At 73.1% G+C, this 12091-nt stretch carries 13 protein-coding genes; 5 read left to right on the top strand and 8 right to left on the bottom strand.

The features are described 5' to 3' along the window. Nucleotides 1-72: 72 nt before the first annotated feature. On the bottom strand, nt 73-1047 hold the full coding sequence (locus tag ACWEN6_RS17780) for an aldo/keto reductase (RefSeq protein ID WP_452571166.1): 975 nt from the start codon (nt 1045-1047) through the stop codon (nt 73-75). A gap of 164 nt (nt 1048-1211) precedes the next feature. Here ACWEN6_RS17780 and ACWEN6_RS17775 point away from each other — a divergent pair, with 164 nt between their 5' ends. Both ACWEN6_RS17775 and ACWEN6_RS17770 read left to right on the top strand, forming a co-directional pair. After that, nucleotides 1212-1703, top strand: a complete 492-nt coding sequence (locus ACWEN6_RS17775) for a glyoxalase (RefSeq protein WP_452571165.1) — start codon at nt 1212-1214, stop codon at nt 1701-1703. Nucleotides 1704-1892: 189 nt separating this feature from the next. Then, nucleotides 1893-2240: a hypothetical protein gene (locus ACWEN6_RS17770; RefSeq protein WP_452571164.1), complete on the top strand. Its 348-nt coding sequence runs from the start codon at nt 1893-1895 to the stop codon at nt 2238-2240. Here ACWEN6_RS17770 and ACWEN6_RS17765 read toward each other — a convergent pair whose 3' ends face one another. From ACWEN6_RS17765 to ACWEN6_RS17750, 4 genes are all read right to left on the bottom strand, one after another. Further along, complete coding sequence (locus ACWEN6_RS17765) at nt 2241-3179, bottom strand: asparaginase (RefSeq protein ID WP_452571163.1); 939 nt, start codon at nt 3177-3179, stop codon at nt 2241-2243. Between the two features lie 44 nt (nt 3180-3223). Further along, nucleotides 3224-4075 (bottom strand): amino acid ABC transporter permease, encoded by an 852-nt coding sequence (locus tag ACWEN6_RS17760; protein WP_452571162.1) that lies wholly within the window; start codon nt 4073-4075, stop codon nt 3224-3226. A 106-nt stretch (nt 4076-4181) separates the two neighbouring features. After that, a complete protein-coding gene (locus ACWEN6_RS17755; protein ID WP_452571161.1) occupies nt 4182-4826 on the bottom strand; it encodes an amino acid ABC transporter permease in 645 nt (214 codons plus the stop codon). Nucleotides 4827-4838: 12 nt separating this feature from the next. Beyond that, a complete protein-coding gene (locus ACWEN6_RS17750) occupies nt 4839-5807 on the bottom strand; it encodes a glutamate ABC transporter substrate-binding protein (RefSeq protein ID WP_452571160.1) in 969 nt (322 codons plus the stop codon). A 112-nt stretch (nt 5808-5919) separates the two neighbouring features. Here ACWEN6_RS17750 and ACWEN6_RS17745 point away from each other — a divergent pair, with 112 nt between their 5' ends. Then, complete coding sequence (locus ACWEN6_RS17745) at nt 5920-7065, top strand: ROK family protein (protein ID WP_452571159.1); 1146 nt, start codon at nt 5920-5922, stop codon at nt 7063-7065. A 174-nt stretch (nt 7066-7239) separates the two neighbouring features. Here ACWEN6_RS17745 and ACWEN6_RS17740 read toward each other — a convergent pair whose 3' ends face one another. Next, a complete protein-coding gene (locus tag ACWEN6_RS17740) occupies nt 7240-8214 on the bottom strand; it encodes a magnesium transporter CorA family protein (RefSeq protein WP_452571158.1) in 975 nt (324 codons plus the stop codon). A 23-nt stretch (nt 8215-8237) separates the two neighbouring features. Further along, a complete protein-coding gene (locus ACWEN6_RS17735; protein ID WP_452571157.1) occupies nt 8238-8567 on the bottom strand; it encodes a spore germination protein GerW family protein in 330 nt (109 codons plus the stop codon). Between the two features lie 94 nt (nt 8568-8661). On the opposite strand from ACWEN6_RS17735, the gene ACWEN6_RS17730 reads away from it, so the two are divergent. Next, nucleotides 8662-9648, top strand: coding sequence for a GNAT family N-acetyltransferase (locus ACWEN6_RS17730; RefSeq protein WP_452571156.1), 987 nt, complete (start codon nt 8662-8664; stop codon nt 9646-9648). On the opposite strand, the gene ACWEN6_RS17725 is transcribed toward ACWEN6_RS17730, so the two are convergent. Beyond that, nucleotides 9645-11045 carry an MFS transporter gene (locus ACWEN6_RS17725; RefSeq protein ID WP_452571155.1) on the bottom strand — a complete coding sequence of 467 codons (1401 nt, stop codon included), beginning with the start codon at nt 11043-11045 and terminating at the stop codon, nt 9645-9647. The two genes, ACWEN6_RS17730 and ACWEN6_RS17725, sit on opposite strands and share 4 nt — an antisense overlap. Before the next feature lie 102 nt (nt 11046-11147). Between ACWEN6_RS17725 and ACWEN6_RS17720 the strand changes: the two genes are divergently transcribed. Continuing rightward, the gene (locus tag ACWEN6_RS17720) at nt 11148-12005 is read left to right on the top strand and encodes a helix-turn-helix transcriptional regulator (RefSeq protein WP_452571154.1); all 858 of its coding nucleotides are present in this window, start codon (nt 11148-11150) and stop codon (nt 12003-12005) included. Nucleotides 12006-12091 lie beyond the last annotated feature (86 nt).

Here is a 12091-nt window from a genome sequence, read left to right as displayed (position 1 = left end):
CCACGGCCGAGCCCGCCTCCCCAGGGGAGGCGGGCTCGGGGGACGTCCGGCGGGAGCGTCACCCATGCGACGTCAGTGGATCACCGAGCGGGTGATGTAGGGCTCGGCGAGGTGGGCCAGTTCCTCTTCGGTGAGCTTCAGCTCGACCGCCGCGACGGCGTCGTCCAGGTGGTGCTCCTTGGTCGCGCCGACGATCGGGGCGGTCACACCGGGCTGGGAGAGCAGCCAGGCCAGCGCCACCCGTGCCGCGGGGACGCCGCGCTTGCCCGCCGTCTCGGCCACCCGGGTGAGGACCTCGGCGTCGCCCGGCCCGCCGTACAGGTGCCCGATGCGCCAGTCGACGCCCGAGCGCGTCGTCCCCTCCTGCGGCACGTCCGCCCGCGCCAGCAGCCCGCGCGCCAGCGGGCTCCACGGGATCAGCCCGACCCCCTGGTCCAGGCAGAGCGGGATCATCTCCCGCTCCTCCTCCCGGTAGAGGAGGTTGTAGTGGTTCTGCATGGTCACGAACTTCGTCCAGCCGTTGACCTCGGCCACGTGCTGGGCCTTGGCGAACTGCCAGGCGTACATGGTGGAGGCGCCGATGTAGCGCGCCTTGCCCGACCGCACGACGTCGTGCAGCGCCTCCATGGTCTCCTCGATGGGGGTGAAGTCGTCCCACCGGTGGATCTGGTACAGGTCCACGTGGTCGGTGCCGAGCCGCCGCAGCGAGGCGTCGATGCCGTCCAGGATGTGCTTGCGCGACAGCCCGCCGTCGTTGGGCCCCTGCCCCATGGGGAAGAAGACCTTGGTGGCCAGCACGTAGTCCTCGCGGCGCGGGAAGATCGTGCGCAGCAGTTTGCCGGTGACCTCCTCGCTGGCGCCCTGCGAGTAGGTGTCGGCGGTGTCGAAGAACGTCACGCCGGCCTCGGCGGCCCTGCGCACCAGCGGCTCGCTGTGCTCCTCGTCCAGCACCCAGTCCTGCCAGCGCGCCGGATCCCCGTAGCTCATCATCCCGAGGCAGATGCGCGAAACCTTCAGCCCGGTCGTGCCAAGCCTGACATATTCCATAATCGATCCCTCCTCTTGGACATCTCACCACGAACGCCCGGAAGGTCGGCCACCATCGCCGACCTTCGCGGCATCGCTCCGTGGTACCGCTGACGCCGGGGCGGGCATGAGACTGATCGCTACCATGGCATGGTCAACATGCCGGGGAAGCCGAGCGAGGTGTCATGACGACCGAAGGTCCGCGAGCGGTGAGCCCCTCCGAGCCGCTACGGCCGGAGCCGGTCCCGTCCGGGCCGGTGTCGTCCGGGCCGGTGTCGTCCGCGGAGAGCGCAGCCGCCGCGGCCACCGCCTTCGGGCTCGGGTTGCACCATGTGCAGCTCGCGTCGCCGCCGGGGGAGGAGGAGGTGTGCCGGGGGTTCTACGTGGGCGTGCTCGGCATGACGGAGGTGAAGAAGCCGCCGGAGCTGGCCGGCCGGGGCGGGCTGTGGGTGCGCGCGGACGCGCTGGAGATCCACCTGGGGGTCGAGCAGGACTTCCGGCCGGCGCTCAAGGCGCATCCCGGCATCCTGGTGGCCGACCTGGACGCGCTGGCCGAACGGCTCACCGCCCACGGCGTCGCCATCACCTGGGACGACGCCTTTCCCGGGTACCGCCGCTTCTACGCCGCCGACTGCCACCGCAACCGCCTGGAGTTCCTCACTCCCCGCACCGGCTGACGCCCGGCCCTCCGTCGCCACCGGCCGGCGCGCCCGCCCCTCTCGCCGCGTCGAGGCGACGGTGCCCGGGTACGGCGGAGCCGGCCTCCGGCCCTGGCCATCACGCTGCGAGTGGCCTGGCTCGGCGGCCCGGAGCAACTCGGCGAAACATCGTTGCCGGATTTGGTGCGATATTTCTAGCTTCGTTCCATGAGTCTTCCTGGTGAGCCCGACAGTGCCGGTCCTGGACGTGGCGGCGAGCGATTACGGCGGCATCCGGCGGCGCGAGCCGCCCACCGGCTGTGCCGGACGCTGGAGCGGCACGGCATCACCGCCGAGGTCCACGAGGGCAGGGGCCTCGCGCTCGTGTCGGTCTGCGTGGACCTGGTGGCCTGGACCGACCGGGGCCCGGCCGGCGACCCGGTGACCGCCGCCCGCCGCGTCGCCGACCGGTACACCACCCTCCGCCACGGCCGCCCCGCCCCCTCCTCACCCGAGCCGGCCCCCGCCCCCTCCCGGCCCGAGCCGGCCCCCGCGACGGCCCCGGCCTTCCGCTGATCAGAGGGTGGCGTGGACCTCCCCGACGGGGCGGCCGCCGCCGAGGACGGGAGCGGTGGTGAGGGACTCGGCGCCGGCGGTCGCGGCGCCGATCTCCGCCAGGGCGGCCAGGGCGATCGCCGAGGTCGCGCGCGGCCCGCCGTCGATCACCTTGACGGCCACCGCGTGCCCCTCCGAGGTGGCGGCCACCAGCACTCCCTCCGCGCCGCCCTTCACCACGGTCCCCGGCAGGGCGCGCATCAGCTCGGTGTTGACGTGCCCGGTGCCCCCGACGTACTCGGGGTGGGCGCGCATGGCGTCGGCCACGGCGCGCTCGGGTGTGCCCTGCGGGGCGACGGCGAGCGCCCGCACGGCGCGGGCCAGGCCGGCCAGGGAGAGCGCGAACAGCGGGGCGCCGCAGCCGTCCACGGCCGTGTGCGGGCTCTTCTCGCCCGACAGCCGCTCGACGGCCGAGCGCGCCCGCCGCTGGAGGGGGTGGGCGGCGGTGAGGTAGGAGGCGGCGTCCCAGCCCGCGGCGGCGCAGGCCATGAGCATCGCCGCGTGTTTGCCCGAACAGTTCATCCGCACCCTGGCGCGGTCCTCACCGGCCCTGACCATGGCGTGCCGGGTGGCCTCGTCCTCGGGCCAGTCGGCGGGGCAGCCCAGCGCGGAGGGGCCGAGTCCGGCCTCGGCGAGCATCGCGCGGACCAGTTCGGCGTGGAAGTCCTCGCCGGTGTGGCTCCCGGCGGCGATCGCCAGGCGCGGGCCCGCGAGGGCCGCGCCGGACTCCAGGCATGCCAGGGCCTGGAAGGGCTTGGCCGAGGACCGGGGGAGCATCGGCTCGTCCACGGCGCCGCGCGCGAGCGCCAGGGCGCCGTCGGGCGCGAGGGCGGCGACGCTGCCGAAGTGGACGCTCTCGGTGAAGCCGGACCTGACGACCTCCGCCAGACGCGCGTACATGTGGTGCCTTTCTCGAAGGGGAAAAGGGGGGCGGGGGGCGCCGGTCAGGCGTGGAGGGCGGCCTCCGGGGCGCCGGAGGCGGCCGCGGCGGCGCGCCGGGCGGCGCCGGCCTGGCGGGCCTCCAGCGTACGGGCCAGCTTGGACAGCGAGGCGTTCACCACCAGGTACACCAGGGCCACGACGATGTAGGTCTGGATGAGCAGGTGGTTGAAGTTGGCCAGGATCTTGCCGCTGTAGAGCAGTTCGGCGTAGCTGACGACGAAGCCCAGCGAGGTGTCCTTGAGTAGGCCCACCGACTGGCTGACGATGGACGGCAGCACGCGCCGGGCCGCCTGGGGCAGCACGATGAGGCGCATGGTCTGCCCGCGCGTCAGCCCGACCGCGAAGCCCGCCTCGCTCTGGCCGCGCTCCACCGACAGGATGCCCGCCCGGAAGATCTCGGCGAAGGCCGCCGCGTTGGACACCGACAGCGGCACCGCGAGCTTCCAGAACAGCGGCAGGTCCAGCCCGTACCGGGGGAGCGCGAACAGCACCACGTAGACCAGCAGCAGCGCCGGGATCGTCCGGACGACCTCGACGTAGCCCCCCGCGGCCCAGCGCACCGGGCGCCGCGGCGACAGCCGCCCGAGCGCGAGCACCAGCCCGCCGGCCATGGCCAGGACGGCGCAGACCGCGGCCGCCAGGACGGTGGACCACAGGCCGCCGAGCAGGTAGCGCCACATCGGCCAGGTGGCGTAGGGCTGCCAGCGGGCGGCGTCGAGCTGGCCGTTGGCGGCGAACTGGCGCACGGCCAGCGCGAGCAGGGCCAGCAGCGCGAGCGCCGTGAGGTAGGTGGCGGCGCGGGTGCGTCGCCGGGCGCGCGGCCCGGGCTCGTCGAACAGCAGGCGGCCGCTCATCGGCGCACCGCCCGCCGGGCCGGGAGCGCGTCCGCTCGGCGGGCCGGGAGCGCGTCCGCTCGGCGGCGGACGGGCGACGCTTCGCGCGACGTCGAGGTGAGGCCGCTCATCGGTGCACCGCCAGTCTGCGTTCGAGCACGCCGGTGGTGAAGCCGGCCAGCGACGACAGCAGCATGTAGGCCACTCCGGCTCCCACGAAGATCGGGATCGGCCGGGCCTCGACGAGGTTGACCCGGTTGGCGGCGGCGGTCAGCTCCACCACGCCGACCGCCGCCGCCAGCGAGGTGTTCATCGTGAGCATGATGAAGATGTTGCCGAGCGGCTGGACGACCGTGCCGAGCGCCTGGGGGAGCACCACGTGGCGCAGCGACCCGGTGAACCCCAGCCCCAGCGCCCGCGCGGCCTCGCCCTGCCCGGAGGGCACGGCGTTGATCCCCGAACGCAGCGCCTCGGCGACGTACGCGGCCTGGTACAGCGCGATCACCACCACGGCCGTCGTGAACAGCCCCGCCTGCACGCCGATCTCCGGCAGCCCGAAGACCGCCAGGATCAGCAGCACCAGCAGCGGGATGTTCTGCAGCGTCTCCACGTAGACCGTCCCCGCCGCGCGCAGCACCGGTACCGGGCTGACGCGCGCGGCGGCGACGAGGGTCCCGGCCACGGACGCGCCCGCGAACGCGAGCAGCGTGAGCTGCAGGGTCACGAGCAGGCCGTCCCACAGCGCCGGGAGGTTGCCGGTCAGGGCGTCCATCGGCGGCGGCGCCTAGGAGCCGGGGACCGAGCCGATGGCCGGCGGCGCCGGCGGCTCGCCCTGCACGACCGTGCCGATGGACTTCTTCCACGCCTCCTGCCACAGCCCGGCGTCCTGGATCTTCTTCAGCCAGTCGTTGACGAACTTCTTCATCTGGTCGTCGCCGTGCTTGAGCCCGATGCCGTAGGGGTCGGTGGTGAACGGCTCGCCGACCACCTGCACCTCGGGGTCGCTCTTGCCGTCGGCGACCAGCAGCGACTGGTCCTGGACGTAGGCGACGCCGCGGTCCTGCTTGAGGGCCTGGATGCACTCGGGGTCGCTGCCGAAGGTCACGATCTTGGCATTCGGGGCGACCTTCTTGATGGCGGGGATGGCCGGGGTGTTGGCGCCGGCGATGACGGTCTTGCCGTCGAGGTCCTCGGGCTTGGCGATGCCCGTCGTGCCCTTCTTCACCGCGACGGCCAGGCCGGAGGTGTAGTACGGCCCGGCGAAGGCGACCTGCCGGGCGCGCTCGGGAGTGATCGTGTAGGTCTGGAAGACCACGTCCACGGTGCCGTTGGACAGCAGCGCCTCGCGGGTCTCCGACGCCGAGTTGACGATCTTGACGCTGGGCTTGCCGATGATGTACTTGGCCAGCATCTTGCCCAGGTCGGCGTCGAAGCCCTCGACCTGGCCGGTCGCCGGGTTCTGCTGGGAGAGCAGCGGCGCGTCCAGCGAGCCGCCGACCAGCAGCTCGCCGCGCTTCTTGATCGTGTCCATCGTGGAGCCGGCCGGGATGTCGGCGGCCGTCGCGACCGGTGCCGAGGGATAGGGGTCGCCCGCCTGGGCGCCGGCGTCGCCCCCGGGAGCGGGCGGGACGGCGGGCGAGCCGTCGCCGCCGGAGCAGGCCGCCGCCCCGGCCAGCGACGCCACGGCCATGACGGTGAGCGCCGCGCGGCGCGTGCGGGACAGTGCTGAGGCGTTTCCGCGCAGCTGGATCATCACTTACCATCCGACTTCATTCGGAATCGAATTTTGATCGGACGATAGAGGTCGATGTCGGCCGAAGTCAATCGATTGCCGCATTAAGTAACATCGTGGTATTCATCTCGTTGTGTCAGGCAAAGGAGATCTGCTCCGTCTCGTCGCGCTAGGTCAGGCCGAGTCCCGCGCCGAGCTGGCCCGGCATTCCGGCCTCGCCCCCTCCAGCGTGTCGCTGCGGGTGGAGGAGCTCATCGACGCCGGCCTGCTCCAGGAGGAGGGCGCCGGGCTGTCCACCGGCGGCCGGCGGCCCCGGCGCCTCAAGCTCGCCCCCAAGGCAGGGCTGCTCGCCGTCGCCGACCTCGGCAGCCACCACGCCCGGCTCGGCCTGGTCGACCTCGCCGGCACCCCGCTCGCCGTCGTCGAGCACGCCTGCGACATAGGGGCCGGGGCGGCCCCCACCCTCGACTGGCTCGCCGCCCGGGTGGAGGAGCTCGTCGCCGCCTCCGGCGGCGGTCTGCCGGTGCGGGGCGTCGGCGTCGGGCTTCCCGGCCCGGTCGATCCGGTGGACGGCACGGTGATCTCCCCGTCCCGCATGCCCGGCTGGAACGAGTTCCCCGTCGGCGCCCATCTGGCCGAGCGGTTCGACGTCCCCGTCCTGGTGGAGAACGACGCCAACCTGATGGCCGCGGGCGAGCACCTGGCCTGGCCGGGATGCGCGAACCTGATGGTGCTCAAGGTGGGCACCGGCATCGGCTGCGGCATCATCGCGGACGGCAGGCTGCATCGCGGGCGCGGGGCCGCCGGCGACATCAGCCACGTCAGCGTGCGCGCCGACCGCTCGGTGATGTGCTCCTGCGGGCACTCCGACTGCCTGGAGGCCTACGCCAGCGGCGCCGCGCTGATGGCCGCCCTGGCCGGCCAGGGCATCGAGGTGGACCATCCGGCCCGCATCGCCCGTCTGGCCGCCGACGGCGTCCCCCAGGCCACCAACCTCGTGCGCGGCGCCGGGCGCCTCATCGGCGACGTCCTCACCGCGCTGGTCAACTTCTTCAACCCCGACGCCGTCGTGATCGGGGGCAGCCTGTCGGCGGCCGAGCAGCTCATCGCCGCCGTGCGGGGAGCGGTCTACGAGCGGTGCCTGCCCCTGGCCACGCGCGACCTGCGGATCGACGTCACCCGCGCCGGTCCGAACGCCGCCATCCTCGGTGCGGGGTCGCTGCTGCGCGACGTGGTGCTGTCGGGCGACTGGGTCGAGGAGGCCGCCGCCCGCCCCTGACCGGCCCCGCGACGGTCGTCGGTGCGGTGACCACATACCTTCACCGGGTGCGGCTCTCCGCTCCGGCCATGTGCCGGGAGTGATCGGCGCCGGGTCGGCGGGCCGGGGTACGGCGATGCCGGCGCCGGCGTACGGCGCCCGAGCCGGTGCCGGTGAACGTCGCCGGACGGCGCACTAGATCCAGTCCTTCTTGCGGAACACGACGTACAGGATCGCCGACGCCACCACGATCAGCAGGCTGGAGGTCCAGAAGCCCTCGGCGTGGGAGAACCCCGGGAAGGGGATGTTCTGCCCGTAGAAGCCGGTGATCAGCGTGGGCACGGCGATGATCGCCGCCCAGCTCGTCACCCGCTTCATGATGTCGTTCATGCGGTAGCCCTGCAGGTTCAGATGGGTCTCGTAGACGTTGCCCACCAGGTCGCGCAGCGACTCGGTCCATTCGGACACCCGCAGCACGTGGTCGTAGACGTCCTGGTAGTAGGGGGCCATCTCGGACTCCACCACGCCCAGGTCGCGGCGCATCAGGCTGGTGAGCACCTCGCGCATCGGCAGCACGACCCGCCGGAACCGCACGGTGGTGCGGCGGATGTCGAACATGCGCCGCTGCATGCCCCGGTGGTTGCCCGGGCGCTCGGTGAACAGCTCGTCCTCCAGCGCCTCCACCCGGTCGTCGAGCGCCTGGGCGACGTCGAAGTGGCCGTCCACCACGTAGTCCAGCAGGGTGTGCAGCAGGAAGGACACCCCATGCCCCGCCTTGCCCGGGCTGGCGTCCCAGCGCGCGGTGATCGCGTCGATGTCGCACGAGTCGTCCGAGCGCACGGTGACCAGCGCGTTCTTGGTCACGAAGACAGACAGCTCGGTGAGGTGCAGGGCCGTCGCGTCCTCTCCCAGCCGGACGGCGTACAGCGTGAGGAACAGGTGGGTGTCGTAGACGTCCAGCTTGGGCCGCTGGTGGGGGTGCAGGACGTCCTCGACGGCGAGCTCGTGCAGCCCGAGCTCCTCGCTGATGACCGCGAGCTTCTCCGGTGTGGGCGACAGCAGGTCGAACCACACGGTCGCCGAGGGGTCCTTGAGGTGCTCGGAGACATCGGCGTAGGGGAACCCCTCGGCCTCCAGAACGCCATTGCGGTACAGGCGGGTGCGCACCATGCCCGTCACCTTAGACCCGCACGTCAAGAGCGGCGCAGACCGGCCCGCAACACGAAGACGATCAGGGCCAGCCCGGCGAGGATCTGCGCGCCGAGCACGATGCGGTTGACGTCCACGGCCGGCTGCCACGACACCTCGCCGTCTCTGACGACGTACGCGCCGACCGGGCGGGCGATCGCGCCGCCGCCACCGCCCATGCCGCCGCGCACCTGGCTCCCCACGTCGCCCTGCCCGAAACCGCCGCCGGCGCGTACCGAGACCGCCGGGATGACGGTGGCGCCGTCCTTCTCGTACGGCTGCCCGTACACCCGCTGCGCCCCGGAAAGGTGCTCGAAGAACTCTCGCAGTTCCATGCCCGCCTCCGTGATCGAATCCGCTCTCAGGTCATCATGCCTCTCCAAACCCGCACTTGGTCGGAGTCGAGCCGGTACCGCTAGAAAGGGGGATGTGAACGAGCACGAGAACGCGGACGGCGTCCGCCCAGGGGTACCAGGGTCCGGGGACGGCGCCTTCACGCGCGCGTACGAGATCCGCCGGCCGGCGCCGCACGACGCCCCCGCCGTCTACGAGGTGGTGTCGGCCTGCGACACCGCGGTGCTGGGGCATCCCGACATGACGCCCGACGACGTGGCCGACGTGCTGGCCGACCCGGCGCTCGACCTGGAACACGACGCCTGGCTGGTCCTCCGGCGCGAGGACGGTGGCCCGGCCGGCTGGGCGTACGCCCTGCGCCAGGGGGAGGAGGTCGTCGAGATCGAGGTCTGCTCCCGCGAGGAGGAGGTCCGGGCCTGGCTGTGGGACACCGCGCTCGACCGCGCCCGGCGCGTCACCGCCGAGGAAGGCCGGGCGGAGGCCGAGATCGCGGTCTACCGGCAGGACGAGGCCAAGCGGGCCGAGGCCGCCGCGCGCGGGTTCGCGCCGGCGACGAGCTTCCACCGGCTGCGCGCCGACCACGCCGAGGTGGACCCGGGCTCCCTCCCCGGCGTCACCGTCCACCCGGCGGCAGGGGCGGAGGAGCGGATGCGCGCCGCCCACCGCGTCCACCAGGAGGGTTTCGCGGAGCATTTCGGGTTCGTCCCCAAGGAGTACGCCCGCTGGAAGGCCGACTTCGAGGCCTCCAGCACCCACGACTGGTCCCAGCTCCTGCTCGCCGAGGTGGACGGCGTGCCGGCGGCGATGCTGCTCGGGTCGGACATGTTCGCCACCGACGAGAACTGCGGGTACGTCCGCATCCTGTCGGTGCTGCCGGAGTTCCGCGGGCGGGGGCTCGGCCGGCTGCTGCTCAAGCGGGCCTTCGCCGCCGACGCGCGCCGCGGGAGGGCCGGGACGTACCTGCACGTGGACGCGGGCAACACCACCCCGGCGCTCGACCTGTACCTGTCGGTCGGCATGCGCCCCGTCCTGGCCATCGACGTCTGGCGCCGCGCCCTCTAGGAAACGCGGGAGCGGCGCAGCAGGGGCAGCACGCACGCCGCGCCCACCAGCGCGCAGGCGGCCAGGCCGAACCCGGTCACCCCGATCGCGTGCGAGGAAGGGGAGAGGCTCAAGTACACCGAGCCGAAGGTCGCCACGCCCATCACCTGGCCGAGCTGGAGTGTCGTGGACATCAGCCCGCTCGCGTCCGGCGCGTCCCGCGGCTCCACGCCGGCCAGGGCGACGGTGAACAGCGGGCTGTAGGCCAGCCCGAGACCGGCGCCGGTCACGGCGAGCAGGATCTCCAGCAGCGGCTCGCCCCGGCCGCCGCCGCCGAACACCGGGGACAGTCCCGCGTAGCCGAGGGCCGCGAGCGCGAACCCGGCGAGGATCAGGCCGCGGTGCAGCCGGGCGGGCAGACGCCGCCAGGTGAGGCTCACGACCGCGAACCCCGCCGCGCCGGGCACGAAGGTCAGGCCCGCGCGCAGCGGCCCGTCGCCGATCCCGCCCTGCAGGTGCAGCGCCACGGTGAACAGGAACCCGCCCCAGGTCACCATCGCGAAGAAGACGCCGAGCACGCCGGGGAGCAGGCCGGGGGCGCGCAGGAGCCGGCCGGGCACCAGGGGATGCCGGGCGCGCCGCTCCGCGACGGCGAAGACGCCGAGCAGCGCCACGCCGGCCGCCATCGAGCACCAGCCCCACAGCGGCCAGTGCTGCTCGTGCCCGAGGACCAGGGGGATCACCAGCAGCGACACCGCCGCCGACAGGGAGAGCAGTCCGGGCAGGTCGAGCCCCTGGTCGCGCGGCACGTGGTCGGAGGGCAGCATCCGCGCGCCGGCGGCGAGCAGCGCGAGGCCGATCGGCACGTTGACCAGGAAGACCGGGCGCCACTGGGTGCCGAACAGGTCGGCGGTCACCAGCAGGCCGCCGAGCACCTGCCCGGCGACGATGCCGCCCGCCAGCACCGCCGAGTAGGCGCTGAGCGCCCTGGCCCGCGCGGCGCCCGCGAAGTTGAGCTGGATGATGCTGAGCACCTGGGGCACCATGAAGGCGGCGCCCGCGCCCTGCGCCAGGCGGAACCCGATCAGCGCGCCCTCGGAGCCGGCCAGTCCGCAGGCCAGGGACGCGGCGGTGAACAGGGCCAGGCCGAGCAGGAACATCCGGCGCGGGCCCGACAGGCCGCCCAGCCGGGCCCCGGTGATGAGCAGCATGGCGTAGGCGATGGTGTAGCCGGAGATGATCAGTTGCAGGCCGGAGCCCGAGGCGCCGAGGGCGGCGCGGATCGTCGGGGCGGCGACGTTGACGATCGACACGTCGAGGATCGCCATGAACTGTCCCGCCAGGACCACGGCGAGCGTCCATCCCGGGCCGCGCCTGGACCGCGGGACGGCGGGGGCGAGCGTTGCTACGGAGGTCATGCCAGGAATCGTCGGGCCGTTCCGGTACCGGTAACGAGAGCCTGCCGATCCTGGTAGCGGCACTACCTGGCAAGACGCCGCCCTCCGCGCCATCATGGACCCGTGACGAGGACGGTTTCCAGGCGGGGGGAGCTCGCGGCGTTCCTGCGCAGCCGGCGTGAGCGCATCGCCCCGGCCGACGTGGGCCTGCCGCCGGGCCTGCGCCGCCGCACGCCGGGGCTGCGGCGCGAGGAGGTGGCCCAGCTCGCCGGGGTCGGCGTCACCTGGTACACCTGGCTGGAGCAGGGGCGGCCGATCAACGCCAGCGTCCAGGTGCTGGACGCCATCGCCCGCACGCTGAGATTCGACACGGCCGAGCGTGAGCACCTCTACCGGCTCGCCGATGTGCCAGAGGTGCCGCAGAACGAGGGCTGCGGCCGGCTGGAGCCCGAGGTGCACACCATCCTGGAGAACCTCGACCCGCTCGCGGCCGTGGTCTACAACAGCCGCTACGACGTGCTCGCCTGGAACTCCACTTACGCGCTGCTGTTCCCGATGCTGGTCCGCGGCGACCTGCCCGAGCGCAACGCCATCTGGCAGTGCTTCACCTGTCCCGACTGCTGCAACCCGGTGCGCAACCTCCAGGACGAGCGCGGCCTCATGGTGGGCATGCTGCGCGCGGCCTTCGGGCGCCACCTCGGCGAGCCGTCGTGGGTCGGCTTCGTCCGCAGGCTCTCGGCGGCCAGCCCCACCTTCGCCCGGATGTGGGCCAGCCACGACGTGGCCAAGCCGGGCACGCGCATGAAGATCTTCCAGCGGTCCGGCGTCGGCCTGGTCCGCATGGCCTCCACCAGCCTGACCCTGGCCACGCCCCCGGAGACCCGCGTCGTCGTGTACACGCCCATGGACGACGAGAGCCGCGGGCGCATCGAGTGGCTTCGCGCGCACCCGGACGTCCCGGCCGGCGACCACACCCACTGACCGGGGAGAACCGGCGGCCGGTGTCGGGTCTGTCGTGGTTTATCCGATCGTGACTTGACGGCGGATGTGACGCGCGAGTTACATGA

Source organism: Sphaerisporangium sp. NPDC004334 (genome assembly GCF_053602655.1).
The sequence above is the reverse complement of the archived record's forward strand: the minus strand, read 5'-3'. Positions and strand labels throughout refer to the sequence as shown.